The 15,277-nt window shown below is 71.9% G+C and carries 10 protein-coding genes and 1 tRNA gene; all 11 read left to right on the top strand.

All coding sequences use genetic code 11. The features are described from left to right. The first annotated feature begins 18 nt into the window (after positions 1–18). The 11 genes from BCF44_RS33890 to BCF44_RS33840 all read left to right on the top strand — a co-directional run bounded on the left by BCF44_RS33890 (position 19) and on the right by BCF44_RS33840 (position 15,274). A tRNA-Sec gene (locus BCF44_RS33890) sits at positions 19–113 on the top strand. Continuing rightward, on the top strand, positions 113–1,405 hold the full coding sequence (selA, locus tag BCF44_RS33885) for an L-seryl-tRNA(Sec) selenium transferase (RefSeq protein ID WP_116178532.1): 1,293 nt from the start codon (positions 113–115) through the stop codon (positions 1,403–1,405). Before BCF44_RS33890 ends, selA begins: the two co-directional genes overlap by 1 nt. After that, positions 1,396–3,120, top strand: a complete 1,725-nt coding sequence (gene selB, locus BCF44_RS33880; RefSeq protein WP_116178531.1) for a selenocysteine-specific translation elongation factor — start codon at positions 1,396–1,398, stop codon at positions 3,118–3,120. The genes selA and selB overlap by 10 nt, the downstream gene beginning before the upstream one ends. 4 nt (positions 3,121–3,124) lie before the next feature. Next, positions 3,125–6,352 carry a formate dehydrogenase gene (fdh, locus tag BCF44_RS33875; RefSeq protein WP_116178530.1) on the top strand — a complete coding sequence of 1,076 codons (3,228 nt, stop codon included), beginning with the start codon at positions 3,125–3,127 and terminating at the stop codon, positions 6,350–6,352. A gap of 11 nt (positions 6,353–6,363) precedes the next feature. Continuing rightward, on the top strand, positions 6,364–7,167 hold the full coding sequence (locus tag BCF44_RS33870; RefSeq protein ID WP_116178529.1) for a 4Fe-4S dicluster domain-containing protein: 804 nt from the start codon (positions 6,364–6,366) through the stop codon (positions 7,165–7,167). Continuing rightward, the gene (nrfD, locus tag BCF44_RS33865) at positions 7,164–8,084 is read left to right on the top strand and encodes an NrfD/PsrC family molybdoenzyme membrane anchor subunit (protein ID WP_116178528.1); all 921 of its coding nucleotides are present in this window, start codon (positions 7,164–7,166) and stop codon (positions 8,082–8,084) included. The genes BCF44_RS33870 and nrfD overlap by 4 nt, the downstream gene beginning before the upstream one ends. 318 nt (positions 8,085–8,402) lie before the next feature. Beyond that, entirely contained in the window at positions 8,403–10,076 is a 1,674-nt protein-coding gene (locus BCF44_RS33860) for an NAD(P)/FAD-dependent oxidoreductase (protein WP_116178527.1), read from the top strand. Beyond that, positions 10,073–11,509, top strand: coding sequence for an ATP-binding protein (locus BCF44_RS33855; RefSeq protein WP_116178526.1), 1,437 nt, complete (start codon positions 10,073–10,075; stop codon positions 11,507–11,509). Before BCF44_RS33860 ends, BCF44_RS33855 begins: the two co-directional genes overlap by 4 nt. Next, positions 11,506–11,850 (top strand): UBP-type zinc finger domain-containing protein, encoded by a 345-nt coding sequence (locus BCF44_RS33850; protein WP_116178525.1) that lies wholly within the window; start codon positions 11,506–11,508, stop codon positions 11,848–11,850. The genes BCF44_RS33855 and BCF44_RS33850 overlap by 4 nt, the downstream gene beginning before the upstream one ends. 128 nt (positions 11,851–11,978) lie before the next feature. Beyond that, positions 11,979–12,470 (top strand): hypothetical protein, encoded by a 492-nt coding sequence (locus tag BCF44_RS33845; protein ID WP_116178524.1) that lies wholly within the window; start codon positions 11,979–11,981, stop codon positions 12,468–12,470. Then, complete coding sequence (locus BCF44_RS33840; RefSeq protein WP_116178523.1) at positions 12,470–15,274, top strand: M56 family metallopeptidase; 2,805 nt, start codon at positions 12,470–12,472, stop codon at positions 15,272–15,274. The genes BCF44_RS33845 and BCF44_RS33840 overlap by 1 nt, the downstream gene beginning before the upstream one ends. Positions 15,275–15,277: the final 3 nt, after the last annotated feature.

The raw sequence follows: 15,277 nt of genomic DNA, 5'->3' as shown, positions 1-15,277 counted from the left end.
ATGAGCGGCATGGTCAAGGGAGGCGTACCCGGCCTGGTGGCCGGCGCGGTCTTCAAAACCGTTGAGCGGCAGGCACTGTCGCTGGCGGGTTCGATTCCCGTCCGTCTCCGCCATGTCTGACCCACGTAATGACGACCCTAGGCGTCGCATCGCCCGCACCGACGCGCTGCTGGCCCATCCGGCGCTGGTCAAGACGGCGGCGGAGCTCGGCCACGAGCTGGTGAAAGCCCGGGTCGTCGCCGCGCAGGAGCGGGCTCGCCGCGGCGAGATCGCTCCCGAGGCCGTGCTCGACGACGTGCTGGCTTCCTTGCCGCGCACGGCTTCCTCGCTGCACCCGGTGCTGAACGCCACCGGCGTGGTCGTGCACACCAACCTCGGCCGGGCGCCGCTGTCGGACGCCGCGGTTGCGGCCGTCGCCGACGCCGCCGGCAGCACGGACGTGGAGTTCGACCTTGCCACTGGGGCGCGGGCCCGGCGCGGGCGTGGAGCGTTGGAGGCGTTGGCCTCGGCGGTTCCCGCGGCCGGCGCGGTGCACGTCGTCAACAACAACGCGGCGGCACTGCTGCTGTGCGCACTCGCCCTCGCCCAGGGCCGGGAGATCGTGATCAGCCGCGGCGAGCTGGTCGAGATCGGCGACGGCTTCCGCATCCCCGAGCTGCTGGCGTCGACCGGGGCCAGGCTGCGGGAGGTCGGCACGACGAACCGCACCCACCGCGCCGACTACGCGGCCGCGATCGGCCCGGACACCGCGTTCGTGCTGAAGGTCCATCCCTCCAACTTCGAAGTTCGCGGCTTCACCAGCGCGGTCGCCATCGGCGATCTGACCGGGCTCGGGGTGCCGGTGATCGTGGACGTCGGATCCGGGCTGCTGGCGCCGCATCCGCTGCTCCCGGACGAACCGGACGTCGCCACGGCGTTGCACGCCGGCGCCGCGCTGGTCACGGCCAGTGGCGACAAGTTGCTCGGCGGCCCGCAGGCGGGCCTGCTGTTCGGCGAGGCGTCGCTGGTGGAGCGGCTGCGGCGGCATCCGTCCGCCCGGGCGCTGCGGGTGGACAAGCTCACCCTGGCCGCGCTGGAGGCGACCCTGCGGGGCCCGACACCGCCGGTGCTCAAGGCCTTGGAGGCCGACGCCGGCCAGCTGATGGCCCGGGCCGAGCGGATCGCGGCCGCGCTGACCGGCATCGACGCCGTTGCCGTCGAATCCGCCGCCGCCGTCGGTGGCGGCGGGGCCCCCGGCGTCGAGCTGCCGAGCGCGGCCGTCAGCCTGCCCGAAAGCTTCGCCGCCGCCTTGCGCGCGAGGGCCGTCGTCGGACGGGTGGAGCGCGGCCGCTGCCTGCTCGACCTGCGCACGATCCCCGAGGACCGCGACGGCGACCTGATCGAGGCCGTGCGCCGATGCACGTGATCGCCACTGCCGGTCACGTCGACCACGGCAAGTCGACGCTGGTCCGGGCGCTGACCGGGATGGAGCCGGACCGCTGGGCGGAGGAGCGCCGCCGGGGCCTGACCATCGACCTGGGCTTCGCCTGGACGGGCGACATCGCCTTCGTCGACGTGCCGGGACACGAGCGGTTCGTGCCGAACATGCTCGCCGGCATCGGGCCGGTGCCGGCGGCGCTGCTGGTGGTCGCGGCGGACGAGGGCTGGATGCCGCAGACCGCCGAGCACGTGGCGGCGCTGGACGCGCTCGGCGTCCGGCACGGGCTGCTCGCCGTGACCAAGGCGGACCGGGCGGATCCCGCACCGGTGCGGGCCGACGTCCTCAACCGCCTTGCCGGCACCTCGCTCGCGGGCATCCCGTCGCTGCCCGTCAGCGGGCAGACCGGCGGGGGAGTGCCCGAGCTGCTCGACGCCCTGACCCGCCTGGCGTCGAGGCTGCCGACGCCCGATATCGCGGCGGATGTCCGGTTGTGGGTGGACCGGTCGTTCACGATTCGAGGTGCCGGCACGGTCGTCACCGGGACGCTGGCCGCCGGCACGATTCGCGTCGGCGACGAACTCGCGCTGCCCGACGGCCGGTCCGTGCAGGTGCGCGGGCTGCAATCGCTGGGCACGGACCGCGACGTCGTCACGGCAACCGCCCGGGTCGCGGTCAACCTCCGCGGCATGGACCGTGAGGAGATCCGCCGTGGCGAGGCACTCCTCACGCCCGGGGCGTGGCGTCGCACGGCGGAGATCGACGTCCGGCTGCGGTCGCCGGGCAAGGTGCATCAGAACCTGGTGCTGCACCTGGGATCGGCGGCCGTACCGGTGCGGGTCCGGCTGCTCGACGACGTTCACGCGCGGATCGCGCTCACAACGCCGCTTCCCCTGCGTACCGGCGATCGAGGCCTGCTGCGCGACCCCGGCGAGCACCGCATCGCCGCCGGCTTCGACGTCCTGGAGGTCTGGCCGCCGCCGCTGACCCGCCGCGGCGCGGCCGCCGCCCGCGCCCGGGAGCTGAACCGCCCGCTCGACCACCTGGCCGGCCGCGGCTTCGTGCCGGCGGCCGACGCGGCCGCGATGGGGTGGCCCGACCAGGGCAGACGCGTCAGTCAGTGGCTGGTCCACCCCGAGCACTGGCGCGATCTCGGTGACCGTGCGAAGGAGACGGTCAGCGCCTGGCTCGCGGAGCACCCGCTGGCGGCCGAGATGCCGGCGGAGGCGCTGCGACGTCGGCTGGACCTGCCGTCGCTGGAGCTCGTCCCCGCGCTGATCGACCGCCTCGGCCGGGCACCCGAGGCGCTGCCGGCCGCGGTCGAGCAGGGTCTCCGCAAAGTGGAGCGGGATCTCGCCGAGGCCCCGTTCCGTGCGCCGGAAGCCGACCAGCTGCACGCCCTGGGCCTGGGCAAACGCGAGCTCGCCGCCGCCGTGCGGGCCGGCCGGCTGACCCAGATCGCCGACGGCGTCGTCCTCGGACCGGGCGTCCACGACGCCGCCGCGAAGGTGCTGGCCGGGCTGCCGAGCCCGTTCACGGTGAGTGAGGCCCGGCGGGCGCTGGACACCACCCGTCGAGTCGCGGTCCCGCTGTTGGAGGAGTTGGATCGAACCGGCCGGACCCGCCGGCTGCCGGACACCCGGCGCGAAGTGATCGGTTTACCCGGTGGGAAGCCGGGTACTTGCCCGTCACCAGGGAGGTGACCGCGTGGGCGTGCGGCGGTGGATCGAGGGCTGGCCGGTGTACCGGCAGGCCACCCAGGGCGACCTCCTGGGCCGGGGTGCGGCGGCCAAGAGCGACGGCAGCGCCCGCATCGAGGCCCGCACGCACAGCGCCGACCGGGTCGTGAAGTCGATCTGCCCGTACTGCGCGGTCGGCTGCGGCCAGCAGATCTACGTCAAGGACGAGAAGGTCGTCCAGATCGAGGGCGACCCGGACTCGCCGGTCAGCCGCGGGCGGTTGTGCCCCAAGGGATCGGCCAGCAAGCAGCTGGTCACCGGGTCGGCCCGTACGAACAAGGTGCTGTACCGCCGGCCGCACGGCACGGACTGGGAGCAGCTCGACCTCGACACCGCCATGGACATGATCGCCGACCGGGTGCTGAAGTCCCGTCGCGACGGCTGGCAGTGGGAGGTCGACGGCAAGCGGACCCGCCGCACGCTGGGCGTCGCCAGCCTCGGCGGGGCGACCCTGGACAACGAGGAGAACTACCTTCTCAAGAAGCTGTTCACCGCGCTCGGGGCGATCCAGATCGAGAACCAGGCCCGTATTTGACACTCCGCCACGGTTCCCGGTCTGGGGACCTCCTTCGGTCGCGGCGGCGCCACGACGTTCCAGCAGGACCTCCAGAACTCCGACTGCATCCTCATCGAGGGCTCGAACATGGCCGAGTGCCACCCGGTCGGGTTCCAGTGGGTGATGGAGGCCAAGGCCCGCGGGGCCAAGGTGATCCACGTCGACCCGCGGTTCACGCGCACCAGCGCCATGGCGGACCTGCACGTCCCGCTGCGCGCCGGCACCGACATCGCGTTCCTCGGCGCCCTGGTGAACCACGTGCTGACCGAGGAGAAGTACTTCCGCGAGTACATGGTGGCCTACACCAACGCGGCCGCGATCGTCGGCGAGGACTTCGTCGACACCGAGGACCTGGACGGGGTGTTCTCCGGGCTGGACCCGGAGTCGCGCAACTACGACGTGAACACGTGGCAGTACGAGGGAACCGAGGTGCAGGCCGCCTCCGGCGAGCGTGACCTGGAGTACGAGGACAAGGTGTCCTCGGCCGGGCGCGGCGAGGCCCACGGCTCCGGCGGCGCCGCCGTCGACCAGCCCGAAACCGACAAGACGCTGCAACACCCGCGCTGCGTGTTCCAGATCCTCAAGCGCCACTTCGCCCGCTACACACCGGAAACCGTCGAGCAGATCTGCGGCATCCCGCCGGACAAGTTCCGGCAGGTGGCCGAGCTGCTCACCGCCAACTCCGGCCGCGACCGGACCACCGCGTTCGTCTACTCGGTCGGCTGGACCCAGCACACCGTCGGCGTGCAGTACATCCGCACGGCGTCGATCCTCCAGAGCCTGCTGGGCAACATGGGCCGTCCCGGCGGCGGCATTCTCGCGCTGCGCGGACACGCCTCCATCCAGGGCTCCACCGACATCCCGACGCTGTTCAACATCCTGCCCGGCTACATCCCCATGCCGCACGCGCACGGCAACGAGGACCTGGACAAGTTCATCGAGGCCGAGTCCGTGGACAAGGGTTTCTGGGCGGAGATGCGGTCGTACCTGGTCAGCATGCTCAAGTCGTGGTGGGGGCCGGCGGCCAGGGCGGACAACGACTTCTGCTTCGACTACCTGCCGCGGCTGACCGGCAGCCACAGCACGTACGAGACGGTGATGGCACAGCTGGCCGGCGACTGCAAGGGCTACTTCGTGCTGGGGGAGAACCCGGCCGTCGGCTCGTCCAACGCCAAGTTGCAGCGACTGGGCATGGCCGAGCTGGACTGGTTGGTGGTGCGGGACTTCTCGCTCATCGAGTCGGCCACGTGGTGGAAGGACGGGCCGGAGATCGACTCCGGCGAGCTGCGCACCGAGGACATCGGCACCGAGGTGTTCTTCATGCCGGCCGCCGCGCACACCGAGAAGGACGGCAGCTTCACCAACACGCAGCGGATGTTGCAGTGGCACCACCAGGCCGTCGAGCCGCCCGGCGACGCCCGCAGCGAGCTGTGGTTCACCTACCACCTCGGCCGGATCATCCGCGAGAAGCTGGCGGGCTCCACCGACGAGGCCGACCGGCCGATACTGGACCTGACCTGGGACTACCCGTGCAAGGGCGCCATCGCGGAGCCGGACGCCGAGGCGGTGCTGGCCGAGATCAACGGCTTCGGCCCCGATGGGAAGCCGCTGTCCTCCTACCTGGAGCTCAAGGACGACGGCTCCACCATGTGCGGCTGCTGGATCTACTGCGGCGTCTACGCCGACGGCGAGAACCAGGCCGCCCGGCGCAAACCGGGAGCGCACCAGAGCTGGGTGGCGCCCGAGTGGGGTTGGGCGTGGCCGGCGAACCGCCGGATCCTGTACAACCGCGCGTCCGCCGATCCGGACGGAAAGCCTTGGAGCGAACGCAAGACGCTGGTGTGGTGGGACGCCGAGGAGAGGAAGTGGAAGGGGCACGATGTGCCCGACTTCGTCCCCGACAAGGCGCCGGACTACCAGCCGCCCGAGGGCGCCCGCGGCGCCGAGGCGCTGTCCGGCACCGACGCGTTCGTCATGCAGGCCGACGGCAAGGCCTGGCTGTACGCGCCGGCCGGCCTGACCGACGGGCCGCTGCCGACGCACTACGAGCCGCAGGACTCGCCGTTCGAGAACCTGCTGTACCAGCAGCAGCGCAACCCGGTGCGGCAGGTCAAGCCGTTCAAGCATCCCGACAACCGGATGCACCCGATCGGCTCGGACGTGTTCCCTTACGTCGCAACGACCTATCGCCTCACCGAGCACCACACCGCCGGCGGCATGAGCCGGTGGCTGCCGTACCTGTCCGAGCTGCAGCCGGAGATGTTCTGCGAGGTGTCGCCCGAACTGGCCGCCGAGCGCGGGTTGGAGCACATGGGCTGGGCGACGATCGTCACCGCGCGCGGCGCGATCGAGGCGCGGGTGATGGTCACCGAGCGGATGACGCCGCTGACCGTGCAGGGCCGGCAGCTGCACCAGGTCGGGCTGCCGTATCACTGGGGCCCCAACGGGTACAGCGTCGGCGACGCCGCCAACGAGCTGGCTTCGATCAGTCTGGACCCGAACACGCACATCCAGGAGGTGAAGGCGTTGTCCTGCGACGTGCGGCCGGGACGGCGGCCGACCGGCAAGGCGCGGCTGGAGCTGGTGCGGGAGTACCAGCGGCGGGCCGGCATCACCGAAGACACCGGCATGGAGCCGTAGGACCCGGGGGAATGGACATGGACACTCCGCGGATGGGCTTCTTCACCGACACCTCGGTGTGCATCGGCTGCAAGGCGTGCGAGGTGGCGTGCAAGGAGTGGAACCTCGTGCCGGAGGATGGCCTCAACCTGACCGGCATGTCGTACGACAACACGGTCGGGCTGAGCGCCGACACCTGGCGGCACGTGGCCTTCATCGAGCAGCGCAAGCCCGTGGAGAACCCGGACGCGCTGGCCATGGCCGCCGGCGGCGATCTCCAGTGGCTGATGGCCTCCGACGTGTGCAAGCACTGCACGCATGCCGGCTGCCTGGACGTCTGCCCGACGGGTTCCTTGTTCCGCACCGAGTTCGGCACCGTCGTGGTGCAGGAGGACATCTGCAACGGTTGCGGCTACTGCGTTCCGGCCTGCCCGTACGGCGTGATCGACCGGCGTGAGGAGGACGGCCGCGCCTGGAAGTGCACGCTGTGCTACGACCGTATCAGCGGCGGCCAGGAACCGGCCTGTGCCAAGGCATGTCCGACCGATTCGATCCAGTTCGGTCCGTTGGACGAACTCCGTGAGCGGGCCGCCCTGCGCGTCTCGGAGCTGCAGGGCGCCGGCGTCACCGAGGCTCGTCTGTACGGCGAGGATCCCACCGACGGCGTCGGCGGCGACGGCGCGTTCTTCCTGCTGCTGGCCGAGCCCGAGGTGTACGGCCTGCCGCCCGATCCCGTTGTGCCCACCCGGGATCTCGGCACCATGTGGCGTCAGGTCGGGCTCGCCGCCCTCACCGCCGTCGCCGGTGTCGCCTTGGCGTTCGGGGTGGGGCGATGAGCCGGCGTGGCGAGCGGCCCATGGTGCCGGAGGCGGAGTTCACCTCGTACTACGGGCAGCCGATCATCAATCCGCCGGTGTGGGAGCCGCTCGACATCGCCGGCTACCTGTTCCTCGGCGGCCTCGCCGGCATGTCGTCGCTGGTCGCCGTCGGTTCCGACGCCACCGGCCGGCTCGCCCTGGCCCGTGTCGCCAAGACCGGCGCGGTCGCCGCCGCCGGCCTGTCGCTCGTCGCCCTCGTGCACGACCTGGGCCGCCCCGCGCGGTTCCTGAACATGCTGCGGGTGTTCAAGGTGACGTCGCCCATGAGCGTCGGCTCGTGGCTGCTCGCCGCGTACGTCCCCGCCGCCGGCGTCTCGGCCCTGTCGGCCTGGTCCGGCCGCCTGCCCCGGATCGGCGGTCTCGCCACCGCTGCCGCCGCCCTGCTCGGTTCCGGCGTCGCCACGTACACCGCCGCGTTGATCACCGACACCTCCGTCCCGGCTTGGCACGAAGGCCACCGGGAGATGCCGTTCGTGTTCGTCGGCTCCGCCGCCACTGCCGCCGGCGGTCTCGGCCTGCTGGCCGCCCCCGTCGCCGAAACCGTGCCCGCCCGCAACCTTGCCGTCGGCGGCGTCGCCGTCGAGCTGCTGGCGTTCGAACGGATGCGTAAGCGCATGGGCATGGTCGCCGAGTCCTTCGACACCCCCAAGGCCAAGCCGTTCATCCGGGCCGCCCAGGGCCTCGCCCTAGCTGGCGCCGTCGGCGCCCTGGTCGGCCGCCGAAGCCGCCTGGTCAGCGCCCTCTCCGGCGCGGCTCTGCTGGCCGCCTCCGCCGCCACCCGGTGGGGCATCTTCCACGCCGGCATGGCCTCCGCCGAGGACCCCAAATACACCGTCGTGCCCCAGCGTCAGCGCACAGTCACGCCCACCGCCTAGTGGAAGTGTTGCATACTGCAACGGTGTCGGGGCGAAGCACGATGGAATGACCGTTCTCCAAAGGTGGCGGTAAGCGCTTCCGATGCGCATGTCGCCCCGGCGGCGCGTGGCAGACGGGGCCAGGTCCACATCCCTTGGCGCCGCGGTCACTGGGTGGTGGGGCGGAGCGGGGCACCCGACGGGACTGACGGCGCAACCGCTGGCGGCCAGCACCCCCGCCGGCAAAACAGGCACCCAACCTCCGCAACGTTGGTGATCACCACCGAACCGGACGTAAGGTTGCGGCGTGTATGACCGTGACAGACCGGCGACGACCGCGTGACCACGCCGACCCGCCCCGCCCGGCCCGCGATCCTCACTGTCGACGACGACCCGGGGGTGTCCCGGGCGGTCGCCCGCGACCTGCGCCGTCGTTACGGCGACCAGCACCGCGTGATCCGCGCCGAGTCCGGCCGCCAAGCCCTGGACACGCTGCGCGAGATGACGCTGCGTGGCGAGCTGGTCGCGGTGCTGGTGGCCGACTACCGGATGCCGGACATGAACGGCATCGAGTTCCTCGAGCAGGCGATGGACCTGTACCCGGACGCCCGCCGCGTGCTGCTCACGGCGTACGCCGACACGGGCGCGGCCATCGACGCGATCAACGTGGTCGACCTCGACCACTACCTGCTCAAGCCGTGGGACCCGCCGGAGGAGAAGCTGTACCCGGTGGTCGACTCCCTGCTCGACGCGTGGGCGACGGCAGACCACCGCCGAGAGCCGGAGACCAAGGTCGTCGGCCACCAGTGGTCGGCCCGCTCCTCCGAGGTGCGGGAGTTCCTCGCCCGCAATCAGGTGCCCTACCGCTGGTACCAGGTCGACGAGCCGGAGGGCGAGCGCCTGCTCACGGCGGCCGGCGCGGACGGGCGGACCCTGCCGGTGGTCATCACCACGACGGGTGACGCCCTGGTGGCGCCGACCGACGCGGAACTGGCCAACCGTGTCGGCTTGAGCACCAAGCCGTCCGAACGGTTCTACGACCTGGCGATCGTCGGCGGCGGTCCGGCCGGCCTCGGCGCGGCCGTCTACGGCGCCTCCGAGGGCCTGCGCACGGTGTTGATCGAGCGCACGGCCACCGGCGGGCAGGCCGGCCAGAGCTCCCGGATCGAGAACTACCTGGGCTTCCCGGACGGCGTGTCCGGCGCGCAGCTGGCCGATCGGGCCCGCCGGCAGGCGACCCGCTTCGGCGCGGAGCTGATCACCACTCGCGACGTCGTCGGCGTCGAGGTGAACGGCTCGGCCCGCACGGTGCGCTTCGCCGACGGCGACGCGGTCGACGCGCACGCGGTGATCCTGGCCACGGGCGTGTCCTACCGGCAGCTCGCCGCGCCCGGCCTGGACGAGTTCACCGGCCGCGGCGTGTACTACGGGTCGGCGCTGACCGAGGCGACCAACTGCTCCAAGCAGGACATCTTCATCGTCGGCGGCGCGAACTCGGCGGGCCAGGCGGCGGTGTACCTGTCGCGGACGGCCCGGTCGGTGACGATCGTCGTCCGCGCGGACTCGCTGACCCAGTCGATGTCGCACTACCTGATCCAGCAGATCGCGGCCATCCCGAACATCTCGGTGCTGACGTGCACCGAGGTCGTGGAGGCGCACGGCGGCGACCACCTGGAGAAGATCACCCTGCGGCACAACGACACCGGCACGCGGGAGGTGGTCGACGCCTCCTTCCTGTTCGCGTTCATCGGCGCGGCGCCGCGCACCGACTGGCTGGACGGCGTGATCGCCCGCGACGAGCGCGGCTTCGTCGTCGCCGGACCGGACCTCGCGGTCGGCACGGCGCTGCGCGACTGGCCGCTGGACCGCCAGCCCTACCACCTGGAGACCAACGTGCCGGGCGTGTTCGTCGCCGGCGACGTACGCTGCGATTCGGGCAAGCGGGTCGCCTCCGCGGTCGGGGAGGGTGCCATGGCGGTCATGCTGGTGCACCGATACCTGGAGCGGACATGACCGACGCCGGACGTCTGCCGTGCGACATCGACGAGCTGCGCACGCTATTCCTGTTCGAGAAGCTGGACGCCGAGCAGCTGGAGTGGCTGTGCCTGCACGGCCACATCGAGCACTTCGAGCCCGGCCCGGTCTACCACGAGGGTGACCCGGCGACCTGCTTCTACGTGATGATCGAGGGCGGCCTCGCGCTGTCCCGGCGGGTCGGCGCGGAGGACGTGGAGATCAGCCGCACCACCCATCGCGGCGTGTACGCCGGCGCGTGGCGGGCGTTCCTCGGCGACCGCGTGCCGCAGACGTACGACAACTCGATGCGGGTGACCGCGCCGTCGCGGTTCTTCGTGCTGGACGCCGTGCTGTTCGAGCAGCTCATGCGGGAGTGGTTCCCGATGGCGCTGCACATGCTGGAGGGCCTGTTCTTCGGCATGCAGAACACCCAGCAGGCGGTCGGGCAGCGGGAGCGGCTGCTGGCGCTGGGGTCGCTGTCCGCGGGCCTGACCCACGAGCTGAACAACCCGGCCGCCGCGGCCGTCCGCGCCACCGCCACGCTGCGGGAGCGGGTCGCCGGCATGCGGCACAAGCTGGGCATCATCGCCGCCGGCCCGTACGACCGGGTGGTGCTGGAGAAACTGATCCAGCTCCAGGAGCAGGCCGTCGAGCAGGTGGCCAAGGCGCGGCCGCTGGAACCGCTGGAGGCCGCCGACCTGGAGGACGAGCTCGGCGACTGGTTCGAGGCGCACGACATCGCCGGCGGGTGGGACCTCGCGCCGACGTTCGTACAGGCCGGGCTGGACGTGGCCTGGCTGGAGACGGTGGCCCGCACCGTGGACGACTCGATCCTCGAGGGCGCGGTCCGGTGGCTGAACTACACCATCGAGACCGAGCTGCTGATGTCCGAGATCGAGGACTCGACCACGCGGGTGTCCACCCTGGTCGCGGCGGCCAAGCAGTACTCGCAGCTGGACCGGGCGCCGTTCCGCCCGGTCGACGTGCACGAGCTGCTGGACAGCACGCTGCTGATGCTGGGCCGCAAGATCGGCGACGGCGTCACCGTCGTCAAGGACTACGACCACGACCTGCCCGAGGTGCCGGTCTACGCCGCCGAGCTCAACCAGGTGTGGACGAACCTGATCGACAACGCCGTCGACGCGATGGGCGGCGCCGGCACGCTGACCGTGCGCACGGCCCGGGAGAACGACCGGCTGCTGGTCGAGATCCGGGACACCGGGCCGGGCATCCCGGCGGAGATCAAGGGCCGGATCTTCGAGCCGTTCTTCACCACCAAGCCGGTCGGCTCCGGCACCGGGCTGGGCCTGGACATCTCGTGGCGCATCGTGGTCAACAAGCACCACGGTGACCTGTCCGTCGAGTCCGTGCCCGGCGACACCCGGTTCCGGGTGCGCATTCCCCTCACCGCCCAGGAGGCAACCTCATGACCGTGCCGGGAATCGACCCGACGGCCGCGCCGAGCGGCACCGGCTGCGTAGAGTGCGACGCGGCCGGCGGTTGGTGGGTGCACCTGCGGCGGTGCGCCGAGTGCGGCCACATCGGGTGCTGCGATTCGTCCCCGGCCCAGCACGCCAGCGCGCACGCCGCGGCGAGCGGCCACCCGTTCATCCAGAGCTTCGAGCCGGGCGAGGGGTGGTTCTGGAACTACCAGACCGAGGAGTTCTACGACGGTCCGCGGCTGGCCGACCCGCAGCACCGTCCCGTGGACGCCACGGTGCCGGGCCCGGCCGACCGCGTGCCGGAGGACTGGCGCAGCCACGTGCACTGAATCCGTGAATCCCTCGTAGCCGGGACTGATGCTGCTCCATCCCGGTGGTGTCACGCCATTTGCGTGAGCGCGGGCGACCCGTCCCGACACACTGCCGATGATCGAGGTCGACGGCGTGAGGGGACGCGATGGATGACACGGGGACCGGATACGCGCCGGACGGGGACCGGGTCCGGGACGTGGTCCGTGACGTCGTGGCCGCGGTCGCGCCGGAGGAACTGGTCGTCGTGGAGGGCCTGGCGGAGTTCGACGACGACACGGTGGTGCGGCGTCTCGGGCAGGGCGGCAAGCGTGATCCGCTCGGGTTCGGCTGGGGCGACGCGGCGGCGATGGTGACGCCGGTGGTGTGGCTGATCCTGGACGCGGCGGCGAAGAAGGCGGCCGGCACGGCGGTGGACGGCGCGGTGAGCGGGACGAAGACGTTGCTGCGCAAGGCCTTCCGCAAGAGGGAGAAGGAGGCGGTGCTGCCGCCGCCGACCGACGATCGGGTCGCGGAGCTGCGCCAGCAGGTGCTGGACGCGGCGCTGGAGCAGGGCCTGGCGCCGGCGCGGGCGGTGGAGATCGCCGACGCGGTGGCGAAACGGCTGAAGCGCACCGGTTCGGACGGCGCGGCGGGCTGATGGCCGCCTCGTCCCGGTTCGACGAGCGGGTGCTGGGCGCGGGCACCACGGTGCGGTTCGCGCTGCTGGCGGTGCTGCTGTTGGTGGCCAGCGGATCGATGATGCGGGACGTCGTCGCCGGCCTCAGCGGGGCGGCGGGCGTCGGCTGCGAGCTGGCCGCCGGGGCGGACCCGGATTCGGGCATACTTCAGATCGAACTCGTTATCGTGCAACAGAAGCAGGCCTACGACGAGTGCATGGCGCACTACCAGCCGGGGCCGCCCTGGTGGCTGGTCGTGGCCTGGCCGTTGCTGGTGCTGGTCGTGGCCGGCGTGCTGTTCCTGCTCACGCCGCGCTGGAAGGTGCGTCGGCGCCGGCTGAAGGCGCTCGATCACGACGTCGCGCGGCGGCTGATCGAGGAAGCGGCGCTCACCGCCGGCCTCTCGGACGTGCCGCGGGTCGTGGTCGATCGCACGTCGATCGCCGGCGGGGCAGTGGTGTTCGGCAGCAGCCGCCGGCCGACGGTGTGCATCCACAGTGGACTGTTGGTGCGCGCGACCACGGACCCCGACCGGTTCCGGGCGGTGCTGCTGCACGAACTGGCCCACATCCGCCACGGCGACGTCACCCTCACCTATGCGACTGTCGCGCTGTGGCGGGCTTTTCTCGGCGCGGTTCTGATTCCCTACGCGGTCTGGGCGGTGACCGCGCTCGTGCAGGGCTTCTCCTCCTCGTGGTGGAGCAGCGACGAGCCGTTCGGGCTGCGCGAGGTTCTGCTGGTGGTCTTCCTGGTCGCGCTGCTGTACCTGGCGCGATCGGATGTCCTGCGCAGCAGGGAGATCCACGCCGACCTGGCCGCGGCACGCTGGGGCGCGGCCGAACGGGCCTGGGACATCCCGTCGCCGCGCCCCACCGGCCGGTTCCGCCGGTTGCTCGGCCAGTTCGCGGAGCTGTGGCGGACGCATCCGCGATGGGACCTGCGGCAGGACGCGATGACCGACCCGGCGGTGCTGTTCGGCGTCCGCGCGTTGCCGATGTTCCTGACCGGCGTCGCCGCCACGCTGATCAACTCGCAGCTGCGGTCGGACGTGGAGGCCGCTTTGGCCCGTGACGGCCTGGTCAGCGGCTGGCTGGACCAGGCGCTGCCGCTGGCCGCCGCCGGCCTGGTCGTCGGCGTGGCCGGGTTCGCGCTGTGGCGGGCGGTGGCGCACGCCGTGCTGACGTCCCGCCGGGTGCCCTCCGGCGTGCGAGCCGGGCTGTGGCTGGGAGCCGGCATGGCCGCCGGCGAGCTGGCCCTGAACCAGGTCGCCGTTACGGAATGGCTGCCGCCGCACCCGGAGGCCCTGCTGCTCGTGGTGCTCGCCGGCGCCGGGGTGTTCTGGTGGATCGGGCAGGCCGCGTACCTGTGGACGACGACCTGGCGCGGGGCGTCGATCCGGCCGGCGACGGTGGCGTGCCTGGCCACGGCCGGGCTGGCGCTCTCGTCGTGGTTCCTGTGGTGGCGCAGCGACGGAATCCTCTACACGAACGGCTGGCCGTTCGGCATCGAACAGAGTCAGTTCATTCTCGCCGCTGGTGTCGGCGGTCCGGTCGCCGCCCACGAGGACCTGCTGGCCGCGGTCGCGGTGGGCATTCCGATCGTGCAGGGCTTCACCGATCCCGCGCTGGTGCTCACCGCCGTGGGCGCGTTGTGGATCGTGCCGCTGCTGGCGTGGACGATCCGTCCCGCCGACGGCGCGCCGCGCTGGCTGCGCGCGGCGGTTCAGGACGTCCGGGGCGCGTCGACGTCGGACACCTCGCTGCCCCGGCTGCGGCGCGTGCTCCTCCCGGGGGTGCTGGCCGGGGTGGCGGCGTGGATCGCCGTCGCGGTCGTGCAGGCGTACCTGCACACCTGGCGTCCGGTACCGGCGAGCGCCAACGAGATGTACATGCTGATCTACCTCACGTGGGTGCTGGTGGCGGTGGTCGCTGCCGTGGTGGTGGCCGCGGCGGTCGCCGGCGTGCGGGCGACGCGGCATCGGCTGCTGACCACGCTCATCGCGGCGGAAACCGCCGCGGTGGTGGGCTTCGCGGGCATGCTCGTGCTGATGTCGGTCGACGGCTGCATCGGCCCGTTGAGCACGTTGGAATCCAGCTGTGGCTGGCATTCCACCGGCACCACGTTCGCCGTCGACTTCGTGCTGACGCCGGTGTCCGTGGTCGGCGCCATCGCCGCCGTCATCGCGGCGGCGATCGGGACACTGCGCCGGTCCACCGACGAACGAGCGCTGTCGACCAGCCGCACGTTGACGGGCCGCCGCGCAGTCGTCGGCACCCTGGGCACGGTTGCCGTCGTGGTCGCGGCGATCGGCATCGTGCAGTGGACCGGCCGGCAGTCGCAGGACTCCAGCATCGACGTGGCTCAGCTGTTCCACACCGCCGCCGACCTACCTGTCAGCGACCGAACTCGAGCCGCGCAGGCCTACGCGTGGTTCGCCTACGGAGGCGAGGACGTCAACGTGCGTCTCGACGGCGTGGAGGGCCGCTACCTGAAGGTGCTGAACAACGCCGGATCCGACGTCTCGCCGCTGCTGCCCGTCTGCGTCGAGTTCGGCCGGCTCGCGGCGGACGCCGACCGCCTCTTCCGGGTGCCCGACGCGCAGGCGCAGACGCAGTGGCGCGACTTCATCACCCAGCTCGGGCAGGGCAGCAAGGACTGCCGGGACGCCATCAAGCAGCAGGGGCCGGAGTCCTTGCTGCTCCACGCGCTCGACGAGTTCGACGGCGCCGAGCAGTCGGCCAACGCGGTGTTGGCCCGGCTGGAGCAGCTGATGGGCCGCCGCTGATCC

Origin of the sequence: Kutzneria buriramensis (assembly GCF_003387475.1) — a bacterium.
In the GTDB taxonomy this organism is placed as follows: Bacteria; Actinomycetota; Actinomycetes; order Mycobacteriales; family Pseudonocardiaceae; genus Kutzneria; species Kutzneria buriramensis.
The sequence above is the reverse complement of the archived record's forward strand: the minus strand, read 5'-3'. Positions and strand labels throughout refer to the sequence as shown.

What these genes read in the sequence shown, in the direction of transcription:
- selB (WP_116178531.1), top strand. Translation starts at nt 1,396, where the DNA reads ATGCACGTGATCGCCACTGCCGGTCACGTCGACCACGGCAAGTCGACG.
- BCF44_RS33870 (WP_116178529.1), top strand. Translation starts at nt 6,364, where the DNA reads ATGGACATGGACACTCCGCGGATGGGCTTCTTCACCGACACCTCGGTG.
- BCF44_RS33840 (WP_116178523.1), top strand. Translation starts at nt 12,470, where the DNA reads ATGGCCGCCTCGTCCCGGTTCGACGAGCGGGTGCTGGGCGCGGGCACC.
- nrfD (WP_116178528.1), top strand. Translation starts at nt 7,164, where the DNA reads ATGAGCCGGCGTGGCGAGCGGCCCATGGTGCCGGAGGCGGAGTTCACC.
- BCF44_RS33845 (WP_116178524.1), top strand. Translation starts at nt 11,979, where the DNA reads ATGGATGACACGGGGACCGGATACGCGCCGGACGGGGACCGGGTCCGG.
- BCF44_RS33850 (WP_116178525.1), top strand. Translation starts at nt 11,506, where the DNA reads ATGACCGTGCCGGGAATCGACCCGACGGCCGCGCCGAGCGGCACCGGC.
- BCF44_RS33855 (WP_116178526.1), top strand. Translation starts at nt 10,073, where the DNA reads ATGACCGACGCCGGACGTCTGCCGTGCGACATCGACGAGCTGCGCACG.
- selA (WP_116178532.1), top strand. Translation starts at nt 113, where the DNA reads ATGTCTGACCCACGTAATGACGACCCTAGGCGTCGCATCGCCCGCACC.